20 protein-coding genes are annotated in these 16832 nt (G+C 62.5%); 4 read left to right on the top strand and 16 right to left on the bottom strand.

What is annotated here, in order from left to right; genetic code table 11:
• Positions 1 to 60 precede the first annotated feature (60 nt).
• The 3 genes from lysA to argH form a co-directional block, all read right to left on the bottom strand.
• Positions 61 to 1326 carry a diaminopimelate decarboxylase gene (lysA, locus tag AB7F10_RS19465; RefSeq protein ID WP_428563504.1) on the bottom strand — a complete coding sequence of 422 codons (1266 nt, stop codon included), beginning with the start codon at positions 1324 to 1326 and terminating at the stop codon, positions 61 to 63.
• Between the two features lie 7 nt (positions 1327 to 1333).
• Entirely contained in the window at positions 1334 to 1585 is a 252-nt protein-coding gene (gene lptM, locus AB7F10_RS19460) for an LPS translocon maturation chaperone LptM (protein WP_428563506.1), read from the bottom strand.
• 92 nt (positions 1586 to 1677) lie between these two features.
• Entirely contained in the window at positions 1678 to 3069 is a 1392-nt protein-coding gene (gene argH / locus AB7F10_RS19455; RefSeq protein ID WP_428563508.1) for an argininosuccinate lyase, read from the bottom strand.
• 42 nt (positions 3070 to 3111) lie between these two features.
• Here argH and tlpA point away from each other — a divergent pair, with 42 nt between their 5' ends.
• The gene (gene tlpA / locus AB7F10_RS19450; RefSeq protein ID WP_428563511.1) at positions 3112 to 3777 is read left to right on the top strand and encodes a thiol:disulfide interchange protein TlpA; all 666 of its coding nucleotides are present in this window, start codon (positions 3112 to 3114) and stop codon (positions 3775 to 3777) included.
• Positions 3778 to 3786: 9 nt separating this feature from the next.
• On the opposite strand, the gene AB7F10_RS19445 is transcribed toward tlpA, so the two are convergent.
• The 7 genes from AB7F10_RS19445 to AB7F10_RS19415 form a co-directional block, all read right to left on the bottom strand.
• Complete coding sequence (locus AB7F10_RS19445; RefSeq protein ID WP_428563513.1) at positions 3787 to 4080, bottom strand: hypothetical protein; 294 nt, start codon at positions 4078 to 4080, stop codon at positions 3787 to 3789.
• Positions 4081 to 4166: 86 nt separating this feature from the next.
• On the bottom strand, positions 4167 to 4553 hold the full coding sequence (locus AB7F10_RS19440) for a hypothetical protein (protein ID WP_428563515.1): 387 nt from the start codon (positions 4551 to 4553) through the stop codon (positions 4167 to 4169).
• Between the two features lie 112 nt (positions 4554 to 4665).
• The gene (locus AB7F10_RS19435; protein ID WP_428563517.1) at positions 4666 to 5547 is read right to left on the bottom strand and encodes a 3-hydroxybutyryl-CoA dehydrogenase; all 882 of its coding nucleotides are present in this window, start codon (positions 5545 to 5547) and stop codon (positions 4666 to 4668) included.
• A 163-nt stretch (positions 5548 to 5710) separates the two neighbouring features.
• Positions 5711 to 6655, bottom strand: coding sequence for an electron transfer flavoprotein subunit alpha/FixB family protein (locus AB7F10_RS19430; protein ID WP_428563519.1), 945 nt, complete (start codon positions 6653 to 6655; stop codon positions 5711 to 5713).
• A gap of 1 nt (position 6656) precedes the next feature.
• Positions 6657 to 7403, bottom strand: a complete 747-nt coding sequence (locus AB7F10_RS19425) for an electron transfer flavoprotein subunit beta/FixA family protein (protein WP_428563521.1) — start codon at positions 7401 to 7403, stop codon at positions 6657 to 6659.
• Between the two features lie 79 nt (positions 7404 to 7482).
• Entirely contained in the window at positions 7483 to 8172 is a 690-nt protein-coding gene (locus AB7F10_RS19420) for a rhomboid family intramembrane serine protease (RefSeq protein ID WP_428563523.1), read from the bottom strand.
• A 26-nt stretch (positions 8173 to 8198) separates the two neighbouring features.
• Positions 8199 to 8771 carry a cob(I)yrinic acid a,c-diamide adenosyltransferase gene (locus AB7F10_RS19415; protein WP_428563525.1) on the bottom strand — a complete coding sequence of 191 codons (573 nt, stop codon included), beginning with the start codon at positions 8769 to 8771 and terminating at the stop codon, positions 8199 to 8201.
• Between the two features lie 90 nt (positions 8772 to 8861).
• On the opposite strand from AB7F10_RS19415, the gene AB7F10_RS19410 reads away from it, so the two are divergent.
• Complete coding sequence (locus AB7F10_RS19410) at positions 8862 to 9041, top strand: hypothetical protein (protein ID WP_428563527.1); 180 nt, start codon at positions 8862 to 8864, stop codon at positions 9039 to 9041.
• Positions 9042 to 9059: 18 nt separating this feature from the next.
• Here the strand turns inward: AB7F10_RS19410 and AB7F10_RS19405 are convergent, their stop codons facing one another.
• Entirely contained in the window at positions 9060 to 9254 is a 195-nt protein-coding gene (locus tag AB7F10_RS19405) for a twin transmembrane helix small protein (RefSeq protein ID WP_428563529.1), read from the bottom strand.
• A gap of 179 nt (positions 9255 to 9433) precedes the next feature.
• On the opposite strand from AB7F10_RS19405, the gene AB7F10_RS19400 reads away from it, so the two are divergent.
• Entirely contained in the window at positions 9434 to 11470 is a 2037-nt protein-coding gene (locus AB7F10_RS19400; protein WP_428563531.1) for a glycosyltransferase family 2 protein, read from the top strand.
• Here the strand turns inward: AB7F10_RS19400 and AB7F10_RS19395 are convergent.
• Both AB7F10_RS19395 and AB7F10_RS19390 read right to left on the bottom strand, forming a co-directional pair.
• The gene (locus tag AB7F10_RS19395; RefSeq protein ID WP_428563533.1) at positions 11415 to 12032 is read right to left on the bottom strand and encodes an SCO family protein; all 618 of its coding nucleotides are present in this window, start codon (positions 12030 to 12032) and stop codon (positions 11415 to 11417) included. The two genes, AB7F10_RS19400 and AB7F10_RS19395, sit on opposite strands and share 56 nt — an antisense overlap.
• 9 nt (positions 12033 to 12041) lie before the next feature.
• The gene (locus AB7F10_RS19390) at positions 12042 to 12203 is read right to left on the bottom strand and encodes a hypothetical protein (RefSeq protein WP_428563535.1); all 162 of its coding nucleotides are present in this window, start codon (positions 12201 to 12203) and stop codon (positions 12042 to 12044) included.
• Between the two features lie 226 nt (positions 12204 to 12429).
• Between AB7F10_RS19390 and AB7F10_RS19385 the strand changes: the two genes are divergently transcribed.
• Positions 12430 to 13293, top strand: coding sequence for a polysaccharide deacetylase family protein (locus AB7F10_RS19385; protein ID WP_428563537.1), 864 nt, complete (start codon positions 12430 to 12432; stop codon positions 13291 to 13293).
• Between the two features lie 73 nt (positions 13294 to 13366).
• On the opposite strand, the gene AB7F10_RS19380 is transcribed toward AB7F10_RS19385, so the two are convergent.
• The 3 genes from AB7F10_RS19380 to AB7F10_RS19370 all read right to left on the bottom strand — a co-directional run bounded on the left by AB7F10_RS19380 (position 13367) and on the right by AB7F10_RS19370 (position 16809).
• Positions 13367 to 14056 carry a glucosaminidase domain-containing protein gene (locus tag AB7F10_RS19380; protein ID WP_428563539.1) on the bottom strand — a complete coding sequence of 230 codons (690 nt, stop codon included), beginning with the start codon at positions 14054 to 14056 and terminating at the stop codon, positions 13367 to 13369.
• Positions 14057 to 14776: 720 nt separating this feature from the next.
• A complete protein-coding gene (locus AB7F10_RS19375; protein WP_428563541.1) occupies positions 14777 to 15745 on the bottom strand; it encodes a glutaminase in 969 nt (322 codons plus the stop codon).
• 14 nt (positions 15746 to 15759) lie between these two features.
• Positions 15760 to 16809 (bottom strand): YeiH family protein, encoded by a 1050-nt coding sequence (locus tag AB7F10_RS19370; RefSeq protein WP_428563543.1) that lies wholly within the window; start codon positions 16807 to 16809, stop codon positions 15760 to 15762.
• Positions 16810 to 16832 lie beyond the last annotated feature (23 nt).

The raw sequence follows: 16832 nt of genomic DNA, 5'->3' as shown, positions 1-16832 counted from the left end.
GTGCTTACGTTTGAGCACGGCCTTGCCCGAAAACCGGTATCCACTTTTCGGGACCGTGCTCTAAAGCCATGCCGGAAGCCGATCCAGCGCAATCAATTGGTCGACTTCAAGGCGGGGGCGGATGACGGCCCATTCGCCGCCATTGACCAACGTTTCGGGGACCAGGGCGCGGGTGTTGTAAGTGCCGGCCTGCACCGCGCCATAGGCGCCGGCCGACATGACAGCAAAGAGATCGCCCGGCTTCGGCTCGGGAAGATCGCGGTCGAGACCCAGAAAATCGCCGGATTCGCAGACCGGGCCAACGATATCGGCACGGATGCGGCGCGCGCCGGCCGCCGCTTCGCGGACCGGGCGAATGTCGTGATGCGCCTCGTAGAGCGTGGGCCGGATCAGGTCATTCATCGCCGCATCGACGATCACGAAGTTTTTAGCCTCGCCGTGCTTCACGAACAGCACTCGCGTTACCAGGATACCCGCATTGCCGACCAGCAAACGCCCCGGCTCGAAGATCAGCCGGCAGTCGAGATCGCGCGTCGCGCGCTTCACGACCGCCGCATAGGCCTCGGGGCGCGGCGGCGGTTCGTTGTCGTCACGGTAGGGAATGCCGAGCCCGCCGCCGAGATCGACATGCGAGATCGTATGGCCGTCGGCGCGCAACTCGCGCACGAACGACGCCAGCAGCGAAAACGCATCGCCGAACGGATCGAGGTCGGTGATCTGGCTGCCGATGTGCATGTCGACACCGGCAACGGCGATGCCGGGCAGCTTCGCGGCCCGGGCATAAACCTCGCGCGCCCGGCTGATCGGAATGCCGAACTTGTTTTCGGCCTTGCCGGTCGCGATCTTGGCATGCGTCTTCGGATCGACATCGGGATTGACGCGGATCGAGACATGCGCCCGCGCACCCTTCGCCTTGGCAATCGACGACAGCAGTTCAAGCTCCGGCTCGGACTCGACATTGACGCACAAAATCTTCTCGTCGATGGCGAGCGCGAGTTCGTCCGCCGTCTTGCCGACGCCGGAGAACATGATCTTGTCGGCGGGAACGCCGGCGGCGCGGGCGCGCTTCAACTCGCCGCCCGACACGACGTCGGCGCCGGCGCCAAGCTTCGCCAGCGTGCGGATCACCGCCTGGTTGGAATTCGCCTTCATCGCGTAGCAGACGAGCGACGGCACATCGGCGAACGCGTCCGCGAACACCTTGTAATGGCGCTCCAGCGTCGCGGTCGAATAGCAATAGAACGGCGTGCCGACGGCATCCGCCAATGCGGTCAGGTCGACCCCTTCGGCATGCAGCACGCCGTTGCGGTAAGCGAAATGATGCATGGCGCGCTCAGTTGAGCAGGACGTCGAGCGGGATACGCTTGTTCGGCGCCTGCGATTTTGCGGCCGGATCTTCGCCCGTCGCGGCGGGGGCGTCGGCGTCATCGGCGGAGGCGCCGCCCGATGGCGCGCCGGCCGGACCCGCCGTCGCCGCCGGCGGCGGATCGAGCGGGCCTTTGCGGCCACAGGCCGTCAGGCCGAGCGTCGCGGCCAGCGCGACGATCAGCGCAAAACGGAAAGTCAGATGGCCTGTCCCGGTCATGTCGGCATGCGCTCCCGAAAGTTGCGGCACCATAGCAGATCAGCCACCGTCTTGAACCCTGACGCGGCGACCTCTGCGACTTTTGCGCCGGTCTATTTCCGCTCCTTGTCGAGCCGTTTCAGCCATTTCCGCGCCTGCGCCCGCACGTTCTTCGGCGCGGTGCCGCCATAGCTGATCCGGCTTTTCACCGAGCGGTCGACCGACAGCACCTTGAAGACATCATCGGTGATCCGCGGCTCGACCGCCTGCATGGCCGCGAGCGGCAGCCGGTGCAGCGGGACGCGATCTTCCGATGCCTTGGCGACGATCCGCCCGGTGATGTGATGCGCTTCGCGGAACGGAATGTTCAGCGTGCGCACCAGCCAGTCGGCAAGGTCGGTCGCGGTTGCATAGCCCTCGCCTGCCGCCTTCTTCATCTTCGCGGCGTCGGGCGCCATGTCGCGCACCATGCCGGTCATCGCCGCAATCGCGAGGCTCAGGGCGGAGAGCGCGTCCATCGCGCCTTCCTTGTCCTCCTGCATGTCCTTCGCATAGGCGAGCGGCAGGCCCTTCATCACGATTAGCATGCCGTTGAGCGCGCCGATGATGCGGCCGGTCTTGGCGCGCACCAGTTCGGCGGCGTCCGGATTGCGCTTCTGCGGCATGATCGAGGAGCCGGTGGTGAACTTGTCGGTCAGGCTCACCAGCGCCGTGATCGGCGAGGTCCAGATCACGATCTCCTCGGCGAAGCGCGACAGATGCACCGCCGCGATCGACGCAGCGGCCAGCGTCTCCATCACGAAGTCGCGGTCGGACACGGCATCGAGCGAGTTCGCGGTCGGCCGGTCGAAGCCGAGAGATTTCGCCGTCATGTCGCGGTCGAGGTCGAACGACGTGCCGGCGAGCGCGCCGGAGCCGAGCGGAGATTCATTGAGCCGCTTGCGCGCGTCGGCGAAGCGGCCGCGGTCGCGCGCCGCCATCTCAACATAGGCGAGCAGATGATGACCGAAGGTCACCGGCTGCGCGGTCTGCAGATGCGTGAAGCCCGGCATCACCGTGCCGGCATGCTCCTGTGCCTTCTCCGCGAGCGCGTGCTGGTAACCGGCGAGCGCCGCATCGAGCGTGTCGATGGTATCGCGCACCCAGAGCCGGAAGTCGGTGGCAACCTGGTCGTTGCGCGAACGCGCGGTGTGCAGGCGGCCCGCAGACGCGCCGATCAAGTCGGTCAGCCGGCTCTCGACATTCATGTGAATGTCCTCGAGCGCCCGCTTGAAGCTGAATGCACCCTTGTCGATTTCTGACAGGATCGTGTCTAGACCGTGAGCGATCTTTTTCGCATCGTCAGCCGCAATAATGCCTTGCTTCGCCAGCATCTGCGCATGAGCCTTGGACGCGGCGATGTCCTGGCGGTAAAGGTGGCGGTCGAAATCGATGGAGGCGTTGATCTCCTCCATGATGGCATCGGGGCCTGACGCGAACCGCCCGCCCCACATCTTGTTGCTCATGACCGTTCCACCGAAATTGAACCAGCCGGCATCCTGACCATTATGACAGAACCAGCCGAACAGGCCGCAAAGAGCCCATCGAAACGCCGCTTCGCCCTGATCGCGGCCGGAATTGCCGCAGGCCTCGCCGTTGGGCTTGCCGGGGTATACGGGATCGGCGGGTTCGGAGGCAATGGCGGCGACCCCGCCTGCCGCCCCGCGGTCAGCCTTGCCGGCAAGATCGCGCCGCTGGCGCGCGGCGAAGTGGCCGCCGTCAACATGGCGACCAGGCCGCTGAAGCTGCCGAATCTCGCCTTCAACGACGCCGACGGCAAGCCGCGCAGCCTCGCCGACTGGAAGGGCCGCACCGTGCTCCTCAATCTGTGGGCGACCTGGTGCGTGCCGTGCCGCAAGGAAATGCCGGCGCTCGATGCGCTGGAAAAGAAACTCGGCGGTCCCGCCTTCGAGGTCGTCGCCGTCAACATCGACACCCGCAACCCGGAAAAGCCGAAGCAGTGGCTGCAAGAGGTCGGCATCGAGAAGGTCGGCCGCTACAGCGATCAGAGCGCCAAGGTGTTCCAGGAACTGAAGTCGATCGGCCGCGCCATCGGCCTCCCGACCACGCTGCTGGTGGACGGCAATGGCTGCGAAATCGGCACCATCGCGGGTCCCGCCGAATGGGCGAGCGACGACGCGATCAAGCTGGTCGAGGCGGCGTTGAAGAAGTAGCGGCGCGCGTCAGACGGTGATGTCGATGCTCGAGAACTTGTTCTTGATGTCGCTCTGAATGCGATCGAGCGCCATCTGGCCCGCGATCGTTCCCAAGCCCTGCATCTGATTGATCTGGATGCTGGAGAGTTGCGACGCCAGCGCGAGTCCATCATCGATGCCGAGGCCGTCGCTGAGGAGGCTGCTGTCGGCTCCCGTCACCGCATCGAGGATCGCAATGCCGGTCCCGCTGGACTGCGACTGGATACTGTTCCAGGCGCTGGTCACCCAATCGATCGCATTCGCGGCGCCGACGACGGACATGGCAGTTCACCGAATCAATTCTTAACGACGTCCGCCAGCGTAGCGGGCGGGCCGTTAACGAACCGATAATCAGTCGCGCGACGCCGTCAGGCCGTCGTATCGACGATACTGCCCGGCTCGGCGAACCCGTCGACCTGCGCAAGGAGATCCTCCTGCGCGACTGGCGATGCGTCGGTGTCCGAGGTCGATGCCGCCGCGGTCTGCGTGGCCTTCACCTGGTCCTGCACGCGCGTCAGCGCGGCCTGCCCGGCCAATACCCCCTGCTGCTGAACGAGATTGTCCTCGATCGAGGCGAGTTGCGAGGCGAGCGCATCGCCGTCCGCGATGCCCAGGCCGTCGTCGAGACTGCTATCCGCTCCCGACGCGGCGTCGAGAATGGGAATGCCCGTCGCTTTCGAGGATTGCCCCTGAATGTCGGCCCAGGCCGACGTGAGCCAGTCGATGGTGTTGCTTGCGCCAGCGATGGTGGACATGGTCCGTCACCCATTGCTACGCGCCCCCGCCTGCAATGTGCGCCGCTGCGGTAAATGGACCGCTAAAGCAGAGGTTATCCGGAATTTATGTGGTGACGGCGCGCGACGACGATCAGCGCGTCGGCACCGGCTTTTCGCCGCGATAGTCGTAAAAGCCGCGCTGCGTCTTGCGGCCGAGCCAGCCGGCCTCGACATATTTCACCAACAGCGGACACGGCCGGTATTTCGAGTCGGCGAGGCCTTCGTAGAGCACCTGCATGACCGAGAGGCAGGTATCGAGGCCGATGAAGTCGGCCAGCTCGAGCGGCCCCATCGGATGATGCGCGCCGAGTCGCATCGCGGTGTCGATCGCCTCGACGTTTCCGACGCCTTCATAGAGCGTGTAGATCGCCTCGTTGATCATCGGCAGCAATACGCGGTTGACGATGAAGGCCGGGAAGTCCTCTGCCACGGCGATGGTCTTCTTCAGCGACGCGACGAAAGCCTTGCTGGTCTCGAAGGTCGGATCGTCGGTGGCGATGCCGCGGATCAACTCCACCAGTTCCATCAGCGGCACGGGATTCATGAAGTGGATGCCGATGAACCGTTCCGGGCGGTCGGTCGCGGCGGCGAGCCGCGTGATCGAGATCGACGACGTGTTGGTCGCGAGGATCGCGTCCGGCCGCAGCACCGCGCAGACGTCGGTGAAAATCTTGCGCTTGACATCTTCTTTCTCAGTCGCGCTTTCGATGATGATGTCGCAATCGGAAAGGTCGTCGTACTTTTCGGCGCCCTTGATGCGCGCCAGCGCGTTCTTGCGGTCGTCTTCGCTGATGGTCTTCTTGGAGACTTGCCGCGTCATATTGCCGTTGATCGTCGCCAGCGCGGTCTTGATGCGCTCGGCATTGACGTCGTTGAGCTTGACGGAATAGCCGGCCAGCGAACAGACGTGGGCGATGCCATTACCCATCTGACCCGCGCCGATTACGCCGACATTCTGAATTTTACCCGACATTGTTTTCCCGGTTGGTACCGTTTTTCCGGCCGGTGCGAGAGCGCACCCAGCCGTTCTTTTCCAAGGAGCCGGCCGACGCGGCCACGGATGCGCTTTTTACGACGATCCGGGCGGCGTTTCCACCGGCTCCCGTGAACATGCATGGCTGCATCGCGGCGGGCCGCTATTTGCCGCCTTTTCCAAGCTCGTCGGCCAGTTCGGGCAGCGCCTGATACAGGTCGGCGACCAGCCCGTAATCGGCGACCTGAAAGATCGGCGCTTCCTCGTCCTTGTTGATCGCCACGATCACCTTGGAGTCCTTCATGCCGGCCAGGTGCTGGATCGCGCCGGAAATGCCGACCGCGACATAAAGCTCCGGCGCCACCACCTTGCCGGTCTGACCGACCTGCCAGTCGTTGGGCGCATAGCCGGCATCGACGGCGGCGCGCGAGGCGCCGATGGCGGCGCCGAGCTTGTCGGCCACCGGCTCGATGTATTTCGTGAAGTTCTCGCGGCTCTGCATCGCCCGGCCGCCGGACACGATGATCTTGGCGGAGGTCAGTTCCGGACGATCGGACTTCGACAGTTCCTCACCGACGAAAGACGACAGGCCGGGATCGGCGGCCGCGGCGGCGGCTTCGACGGCGGCCGAGCCGCCCGCGCCTGCCGCCGGGAAGGTCGAGGTCCGTACCGTGATGACTTTCTTGGCGTCGGTCGACTTCACCGTCTGGATCGCGTTGCCGGCATAGATCGGCCGCTCGAAGGTGTCGGGTGACACGACCTTGATGACATCGGAGATCTGCATGACGTCGAGCAGCGCGGCGACGCGCGGCATCACGTTCTTGCCGCTGGTGGTGGCCGGCGCGACGATCGCCTCATAGGAACCGGCGAGCGACACGATCAGCGCGGCGAGCGGCTCGGCCAGCGCATGCTCGTAAGGCGCGGCATCGGCGATGAGAACTTTCTCCGCGCCGTCGAGCTTGGCAGCGGCATCCGCTGCCGCCTTGCAGTCCTTGCCGGCGACCAGGACGTGAACCGGCTGGCCCAGCGCCATGGCGGCGGACATCGCCTTGTTGGTGGCATCCTTCAGCGACTTGTTGTCGTGTTCGGCAATGAGAAGCGTCGGCATGTCAGATCGCTCCCGCTTCTTTGAGTTTAGCAACGAGTTCGGCAACGCTGCCGACTTTGACGCCAGACTTGCGCCCCGAGGGCTCCGTCGTTTTCAGAATTTCGAGCCGCGACTTGATGTCGACGCTGTAGGCATCCGGCGTCTTTTCGTCGATAGGCTTTTTCTTCGCCTTCATGATGTTCGGCAAGCTCGCGTAACGCGGCTCGTTGAGCCGCAAGTCGGTGGTGACGATGGCCGGCATCTTGAGCTTGACGGTCTGCAAGCCGCCGTCGACCTCGCGCGTCACCGAAGCGCTGTCACCGTCGATCGCGAGCTTCGAGGCGAAGGTACCCTGCGGCCAGCCGAGCAGCGCGGAAAGCATCTGCCCGGTCTGATTGCTGTCGTCGTCGATCGCCTGCTTGCCGAGGATCACGAGGCCCGGCTGTTCGGCATCGACTACCGCCTTAAGAATTTTCGCGACGGCGAGCGGCTCAACCGTCGCGTCGGTTTTCACGAGGATGCCGCGGTCGGCGCCCATCGCGAGCGCGGTCCGGATGGTCTCGGAGGCCTGCGCCGGGCCGATCGACACCGCGACGATCTCGGTCGCCTTGCCCGCTTCCTTCAGGCGGATCGCCTCCTCGACGGCGATCTCGTCGAAGGGATTCATCGACATCTTGATGTTGGCGAGTTCGACGCCAGATCCGTCGCTTTTGACGCGGATTTTGACGTTGTAATCGACGACCCGTTTGACCGGGACCAGAATTTTCATCGGCCAATCCTCTGTGCGGTGCACCGCAGCAAGGTCGGCAACCTAATGGCGGCGCGGTTCATGTGTCAACGGAGGCGGTCTAGCGGCTGAACCAAGGAAGCGCGACGCCGGGCCGCCGCATCAGGGCGGTCAAAACCAGTCCCGTGAGGAAACCGGAGACGTGGCTCCAATAGGCGACATTGGTTTCCGCCATCGGCACCACCAGATTGGCGACCTGCCAGGCGAACCACAGCGCGACGACCCAGAACGCGCGTGCGGTGATCGGCAGGATGCCCGCGACGAGGAACGTAATGCGTGCGGTCGGACGCAGCAGCACATAGGCGCTGACGACGCCAGAGATCGCGCCGGAGGCGCCGATCAGCGGCGCACCCGTTTCCGACGACATCGCGACATGGGCAAGACCGCCGACAATACCGCAGGCGGCATAAAAGACGATAAAGCGGAGATGCCCCATCGCCCGCTCCACGTTGTCGCCGAGCACATAGAGAAACAGCATGTTGGCTGCGAGGTGCATCCAGTTGCCGTGCAGGAACGTATAGGTGATGAGCGTCAGCGCCGGCGGGATCATCAGCGTGACGCCTTCCGGTGCAACGCCTGCCGTGACGAAGGACGGCACGATACCGAAGTTGTAGGCGAGGTTCTGCATGACCTGCGACGGAAGCGCCGCGAGCATGAGAAAGACCCCGACATTCACCGCGAACAGAATCCAGACGACCCACGGGCGGATGCCCGGCGTCGTATCGACATCGTCATAGACAGGAATGACCACGGCGGTTTCGCAATTCCATTAATCGGTCAGCGATTTTGTCCCGGCGCCCAGAGCACGTCGGACGTGCCCTTGTCATTGGCATAGCGGCCGGCGACGAACAGATAATCGGACAAGCGATTGACGTATTTCAGCGAGGCATCGGACACCTCTTCGTCCGGTTGGTCGCGCAGCGCGACCATGATGCGCTCGGCGCGCCGGCAGACCGTGCGGGCAAGATGCATATAGGCGGATGCCGCGCTGCCGCCGGGCAGAATAAACGACGTGAGCGGTGCGAGACTGTCATTGAGCGCATCGATCTGGCGCTCGAGCCATTCGACCTGTCCGTCGGTGACCGTCAGCCGCGCGCCGCCGGGGCCTTTCTCGGACAGGCAAAGGTCGGCTTCGACATCGAACAGGTCGTTCTGGATGCGCCGCAGCGCCGCATCGAGCTCGGGCATCGCGCCGGTATGCAGGCGCACCAAGCCGAGGATCGCATTGACCTCGTCGAGCGTGCCGTAGGCGTCGACGCGCAGGTCGTACTTCTTGCGCCGCGCGCCGGAGCCAAGCGAGGTGGTCCCGTCGTCACCGGTACGCGTGTAAATGCGGTTGAGGACCACCATCCGGATATCTCCTTCGCCCTTCGTGGCGCGGCGGATCTGGGCTAATCTGCCCGGCCGATCCGGCAAAGCTTTCGACCATTGGGGGGCAACATGCGCATGATTGCAATCGCCATCGCTTTCACGATCGCTCAGATCGCGGCACCTGCGGTCGCATCGAGCGTCGCGGCACCGGGCCTGTCAAAGGCTGCGGCGCTCGATCTCTCGGCGGCCAAGAAGAAAGCCGCCAAGAAGAAGAAGGAAAAAGTGCAGTACATGCGTTCGGCGTCCTGAGCGGACCGCCCCGTCAGGCTAGCGCCCGAGCAGCCAGATCGTCGCCATCACGATCACGATGGCGACGAACTGCAACAGCACGCGCAGCCGCATCAGCTTCTGCGATGTGTTCGGCGAGCCGCCGCGCATCATGTTGTAAAGGCCGAGCAGCAGAACAACGGCCACCGCTCCGACCGCGATCGGCACCACAACGCTCGACATGAAGCCTGACATGGCGGGCTTCTAACACCCGCCCGGCGGCAGGACCATGCGCTCGCGCCCATAGCTCCTACACGCAAAAGTGTGTACCAAGCCATCGCCCAAGACTTCCGATTGTGCTAGTTTCGCTTGGGGAAAAGCTGCCTGCTCCGGCTGCCGGCAGCTTTTGCGTCTTTAGGGCGTATGGGGCTGAAATGGCTGGTGGCGTGGCGTCGCAGGCCGAGTTCGACCTGCTGGAGGCGGTTTGGCGTCGCCATACCGACCATACGGCGCATCCCGCCGACCACCCCGCTCCCCACGATCCGCTGCGAAACTACCCCGAACTGCGGTGTGTCGCCGACCGTTTCGCCTTGGCCTCGCTGACAGCCGCGGCGGACCGCGCCGGCAAGGTCGGCGTCAGCGCGGATCGCGTCCTCGTCAGTTCGGGCGCCATCTCGGACGAAGATTATGTTCGGGCGCTGGCCGAACGGCTCGACATCGCCTTCGACGCGCTCGCCCTGACGCCGCGCAACTGGTGCCCGCTCGACGACAGCCGGCTGATTGAGGCCATCCCGGCCGGGATTGTTCCTCTGCGGATTGGCGGCGAGCTGGTCTATGTCGTCGCGCCACGCGGCATCGCGGCGCGGCGGTTGACCGAACTGAGCGCCGGGGACCCGCGCTGGCGGAAGCGCATCCGTCTCACCACGAGCGAGCATCTCAAACGTTTCGTCGAACGGCATAGCGCAGACGCGATCGGCGCGCGTGCAACCGACCTGCTGCGCACAGCAATGCCGCAGATGTCCGCCGCGCCCCGGCAACGCCAAACGTTCCGCTGGAAGGCCGCGCTGGTCGCCGCGCTGACCGCCGCCGCCATCGCGATACAGCCGCACACCTCCATGACGGCGATCGAGGCGCTGCTGGCCTTGATGTTCATCGCTTGGATCGTGATGCGTCTGGTCGGTGCGATGATGCGCCTGCCGGGCGAACGGCGACAGGTACGAATTCCCGACGACACGCTGCCGGTCTACACGATCATGGTCGCGCTTTATCGCGAGGCCTCGTCGGTCGACGGACTGATCGCCGCCATCCGCGGTCTCGATTACCCGGCCGAAAAACTGGATGTAAAATTCGTCATCGAACCCGACGACGAGGACACCCACGCCGCGCTGTTGCGCGCACAGCTCAGCGCGCCGTTCGAGATCGTCGTCGCGCCCGCTGTGGGACCGAAGACCAAGCCGAAAGCCCTTAACGCCGCACTGCCCTTTGCGCGCGGATCGTTTCTCGTCATCTACGACGCAGAGGACCGGCCGGAATCCGACCAGCTTCGCCGGGCGCTTGGTGTCTTCCGTCGCAATGGTGACGCGCTCGCCTGCGTGCAGGCCTGCCTGACAATCGACAACACCGGCGACAACTGGCTCTCCGCGATGTTCACCGCCGAATATGCCGGTCAGTTCGATGTATTCCTGCCGGCACTGGCGGCGCTGAACCTGCCGTTACCGCTCGGCGGCTCGTCGAACCACTTCCGGACCGCCGCATTGCGCAAGGTCGGCGGCTGGGATCCCTACAACGTCACGGAAGACGCCGATCTCGGCATGCGCCTTGCGCGGTTCGGCTACCGTTCCGACGTGATCGATGCCGCAACGTATGAGGAGGCGCCGGCACGGCTGCGCCCATGGTTGCGGCAACGGACCCGCTGGTTCAAGGGCTGGCTGCTGACATGGGCAGTCCATATGCGCGAGCCGCGGCGGCTCGCGCGCGATCTCGGCCTGCCCGGCTTCATCGCTTTCCAGTTGATGGTCGGCGGCAACGTCCTTGCCGCGCTCGTGCATCCGATTTTCATCGGCGTTCTTGCGGTCTCGATCTGGCGCAACGGGGGCTGGCCGCACGACCAATTGACGACCGCGCTGTTCGGTATCTCCGTCGCGGTCGGCTATCTTACCTCGGTGCTGCTTGGCGCGATCGGGCTGGTGCGCCGCCGTCTCATCGGCGCCGCATGGGCGCTGCCGTTGATCCCGCTGCACTGGCTGCTGTTGTCCACCGCTGCGTGGCGCGCGCTGTTCCAGTTGATCGCCGATCCCTATCGCTGGGAGAAGACCGACCACGGGTTCGCGCGCACGTCACGGCTTGCACGGCGCAAGCGCGCCGATCGCATCATCGCGACGATCCTTGAAGGCGCCGGCGCGAAAATCAGGCCGGCTAGAAGTATTTCCGCAGGTCGGCGGCCGCCTGCTCGGGAGGCCGCTTCATATTGAACGGCGCGACGAAGTTGCCTCGCTTGTCCATCAGATAGACAAGCGCGGTGTGGTCCATCGTGTATTCGCCGTTCCCGGTCGGTACTTTTTTCGCGTAGACGCGATAGGCCTTGATCATCGCGTCGATGCTCGCCTGATCGCCGGTCGCACCGCGCACATGCGGATCGAAGTTCGACAGATAGTCCTTCATCACCGGCGGCGTGTCGCGTTCCGGATCGACCGAGACGAACAGCGCGGACGCCTTGTCGGCGTCCTTGCCAAGCGCGCGCATCATCTCGGACATCTCGAACAGCGTGGTCGGGCAGACGTCGGGACAATGCGTGAAGCCGAAGAACACCAGGAACGGCTTGCCGAGAAAATCCTTTTCGGTGATCTTGTTGCCGCTCTGATCGACCAATGCGAACGGCCCGCCGACGGCCGAGGCGGTCGTGCCGCCCGGCGTGCGCCCGGTCACGAACAGCACGATCACGACAAAGACGAACACGCCGGCGAGAAACGCCGCGAGAATGAGGCTCAGCCGCGCGCCGAACGGCGAATCCGGAGTTTTATCGCTGTCTGTCATTGCAGTCCGTCAGAAACAGGCCGCCCATCCGGCCCGGATGACTTCGAAAAATACCGCCGTGCCGTAATAAGCCCAGAGGCTCACGGTGCCCGCCAGCAGGATGAAAATCACGGCGCCCGCCGTGATGATCCCGGACGCAAGCCTGCGGTTGTCTATCGAAGATTCGGCCATGAAAGGCTCCGAAAGTCGCCCCGCTTTGAAATAAGACGCGCCGCCGCGACCGGCAACCGGCGTTTCGGCAAGTTGTAGCCGGTTGCGCCTCGCGCGTTAACCATATCCTCATTCCGACGTCCAAACCGCCTGCAAATCGGGGCTTTTCGTTGACTCATATGGTTAAAGCCGCGATGAATAGCCACAGCTTTAACAACAAGCGTCCTTTTTAAAGGATGGAGGCGTTATGCGCAGTTCAATCGCGTTGGCCCTGGCCCTGTCGGTATCCTTTGCCGGCTCCGCTCTGGCCCAGACCGCTGACACCGCGAAGTGTGACAACCCGAACGCGCTCGGCGTGTCGCGGACCATTCAGATCGACACCGAGAGCGGCCCGGGCTTCGGCTTCGAGCACTTCAAGGCCTATGACTTCCTGAAGGAAAAGGAAGTCGTCCTGACCTTCGACGACGGCCCGTGGCCGGGCAACACGCATGCGGTGCTCAAGGCGCTCGCCGATCAGTGCACCAAGGCGATGTTCTTCGTCATCGGCAAGCACGCCTCGTGGCATCCGGAACTGCTGAAGCAGGTTGCCGCGGCCGGCCACACCATCGGCACGCACACCTGGTCGCACGTCGACCTGTCGCGCAAGACTTTCGAAGAAGCCAAGGCCGAAATCGAAAAGGGCATCAGCGCCGCCAGCATCGCGCTCGGCAACAAGCCGGTGCAGCCGTTCTTCCGCTTCCCGGCCCTGCGTCATCCGCCGGAGCTGGTGAAGTACATGGCCGAGCGTCACCTCGGCATGTTCTCGACCGATCTCGACTCTTTCGACTTCAAGGTGCGCAAGCCGGAGAAGGTCGTCGACAACGTGATGAAGAAGCTGGAGAAGCACGGCAAGGGCATCATCCTGATGCACGACTTCCAGCACGCCACCGCACTCGCCGCTCCGGAACTGCTCAAGAAGCTGAAGGCCGGCGGCTACAAAGTGGTCCACATCGTCGGCAAGACGCCGGTCGAGCCGCTCAAGGAGTACAACGAGATCGTGCTCAAGGAGATGGGCGGCGGCATGGAAAACGCCAAGCCGATGTCGAGCGTGATCCAGACGATCAGCAACTGATGTGAACCGATCGACGTCTGAATGAATTGAAGCCGGCCGCCTCGCGCGGCCGGTTTTTTTTATCAGCAACGCCTCATTGGGTCGCCGCGACTTTCGGATTTGCGCAGAACTGCGCGGCAAACCGCGCGGCCACGCCTCCGATGGTGCGGCTATAGGCGCGGTGGCCGGAGCCCACCCATTGGGTCGCGAGATCGTCGAAGGTCACCGGACGCCGCAGTCGGCTCATCGCCTCCTGCACGCCCTGCTGCACCAGTCGCGTGCGCTTCGCGACCGGCCCGGGGATGCGCGTCGTCGAATACATCAAGACGTGCTGGAGATGGGCGAGCACGCCGGTTTCCGGGTCTCGGAAATGCTCACCCGGCCTGCCCGGCACCGTCGCGCCGATACCGGCGAAATTGTTGTCGCTCGCAGGCACGCCGGCCGGACGGCCGTCGGGACGGCGGAACGTCAGGTAATTCGTCTCGACCAGCATCTGAAAGAAGGCATAGTCCCAGCGCACCGCGACGCATTTCTCCGGCGCCCGCGACACGCAAGCGCCGATGCGCTGATAGCGCGCGGCGAGGTTCTCGAATTTCGCTTCGATATCCTGCGGCGGTTGGTGCCGCTCGTTGCGGCGCTCAACGAAGGCCATCAGAGCCCTCGGCGTCACACAGGCCGGGACTTTATTGGAGGCATCCGCGACGATGCGCGGCAATTCGCCGGCATAACCGACAACGGGCGACAGCAGTGCCGCCAGCACGACAACACGCAACGCGACAGACACAACGCCACCCGCACGCAACACAAAACCAAGGCGGCGGTTCTAGCGGAAGAGCGTTTAATAAGACTTAACCATGCGCAGCGCGACGCTCGCTGGCGCGCGCAAGACATAATGTATGCGGCGAGAAATTGGAGCGGGCGAAGGGAATCGAACCCTCGTATGCAGCTTGGGAAGCAGAAGTTATTCGTGGAATGTCAGAGTCTTGACTGCAAAACCGTGCAAATGCGTACCCATCTTTTTCAATGGGTTACGCAAGGATCACAAAACTCAATTCCAGTCGCTGAAGGCCCTTGCGTGAGCCAAATGCTCTCGAATGCACGACGAGAACTGATGAACTCATGAACAACCGCTGCCTCGATTCTGTGGTCGAATCTGTGGTCGGCGGAACGACCAAGGCAACGCGGCAGTGACAACGCGTTGAGTTCAGTGGTGGGCCCGGGAGGACTCGAACCTCCAACCAGACCGTTATGAGCGGTATTGCTCTCTCGGGAAATTCAATGAAATCCGGTGTTTTTCGTCGAGATTGAACACGTTTGTTCGCGTTCGTTCACGGAGTTTCTGTGGTCATACTGTGGTCCCGGGCGCAAACCATCCGAGATATCTGACTCCAAGCTATTTATCGTCCAAAAAGAAATGGACTGGCGGCTAGCCGCCAGTCCAAGTTTCCGCACGTCCGATTTCCGGACCTTGGCCTGGGAGGAAAACGGCCTGCGGCAGTGATCTCTACTGAAAGTTCCCGAATATCGACCAGCCCATCCTTGTGGTGAGCATCTCAAGGGCAACTCTTCCAAGCTGCGAGTTTCCATTGACATCAAGTCCAGGCGACCAGACGGCAATTGAAGCTACGTTCGGTACAATGGCTAGAATTCCACCTCCAACGCCGCTCTTGCCCGGAAGACCAACGCGATATGCGAATTCGCCCGACCCATTGTAGTGACCACACGTCAGCATCAGTGAGTTTATCCTTCGCGCGCGCTCCGATTGAACGACCATCAGATTCGTCGAAGGGTCTCGACCAAGATGTGCGAGGAAACGTCCTGCCTTCGCAAGCTGCCGGCACGACATGGCAATCGCACAATGATGAAAGTATACCCCCAATACATGTTCGACTGGATGAACAAGTACGCCAAACGACTTCATGAAATTCGCCAACGCCGCATTCCTGAATCCTGCGCGTTGTTCCGAGGCGACCACCGTCTCGTCAATTCTGATGGACGAATCCGCCGTAATGCCCCGCACAAAACTCAAAATTTCGCCGAGCGCTTCTCGAGGTTCGTGCCCGGAAAGGATCAAGTCCGTCACGACCAAAGCGCCCGCGTTTATAAAGGGATTCCGTGGGATTCCCCGGTCAAACTCCAACTGGACAATCGAATTGAATGAGTTCCCAGATGGTTCTCGTCCAACTCGTTCCCAAATCCGATCGCCAAAACGGCCGAGGGCAAGTGTAAGAGTAAATACCTTTGAGATGCTCTGAATTGAGAAAGGGGTATCTGCTTCGCCGACAGCGGCAACTTTACCGCCAGCATCCACGACAGCCAGCCCAAAGGATTCTATGTCAACGTCCGCCAGCTCCGGAATATAGGCTGCAACTTGGCCGCGCTCCTTGCGCTGAGTTATCTCTCTGAAAATGTCGCAGAGAACAACGTCAACGTTCGATCGCACGACTTGGCGCTCGTTTTCGATTTTCGCCATAGTCCGCGGCACCATCAATTCGGCAACAGTGCAATAGCAACGAAAACCGTAAGAAATAATACGGCGGTCGGCCCAAGTAGAATCGCAGCATGCCGCCAACCCATGGTCCCGAATGAGGTCAACGAAGTACTTAGACCCAACGCCGCCATGGCAACCAACAGGCCGATATTTGACAGCTGGATCAGGAGGTCTCTCAGCTCAGCGTAGAAAGGCGCCACAGAACTCATTGACGTCAGAACAGTGTTCAATCCGCAGAGTATGATGAACGCAACAGCAAAGAGCGGCGGCGGAACTTTTGATTCCCGAACAAGCGCCCCGGAACGGCTGATCCAAAGCCCGACAGCCAATACAAACGGAAGCAGTAGAAGAACCCGGAACAGCTTTACGATTACCGCGGTGTTACCGATGCTGTCAGACATCGGGTAACCTGCTCCTACTACCTGCGCCACATCATGAATTGTACCGCCGAGCAAGACGCCAGACGCAAAGGTATCGAGGTGAAGCAGTTTACAGATCAACGGGTAAAGAAACATTGCGGCTGTCGACAGGGTGTTGACACCGATAACGACAAACACCACATCGCGATCCTTTTGAGGATACGCTGGAAGTACAGTCGCCGTCGCGAGTGTCGCGGATGCGCCGCATACTGCGACACCGACTCCCGCCAGAGCGCCATATTCGCGCCCCTGCCCTAGAATTTGCGAAATCCAAATTCCAAAAACGACCGTGATAATCATGCTGATTATCACCACGGCGGCCGTCTCAAATCCAAGCACGCGAATTTCGCCAAGAGATATTTTCAGACCTAGGAGCGCAACCGCATAACGCAGTAGAACCTTAATACAGAACGATACCCCGCTACTGTATCGCGGGTGGCGCGCAATTTTATGAAGCAGGCACCCGATAATGAGCACCAGAATCATGCTTGGCACCGCAACAACACGAGCGAGAATTGGCTGCAATACGATTCCTGCAATGACGACCGCGCTAGCCAGCGCAATGCCTGGAACCAGCATGAAGGCGCGCAGTTTGGGGGATGAATTTCGATGCAATACTTCAGACAACACCTTGCTCCGCTCCGATCGGT

The organism is Pseudolabrys sp. (assembly GCF_050250095.1).
GTDB lineage: Bacteria > Pseudomonadota > Alphaproteobacteria > Rhizobiales > Xanthobacteraceae > Pseudolabrys.
This window is presented reverse-complemented; position numbering and strand designations above follow the sequence as displayed.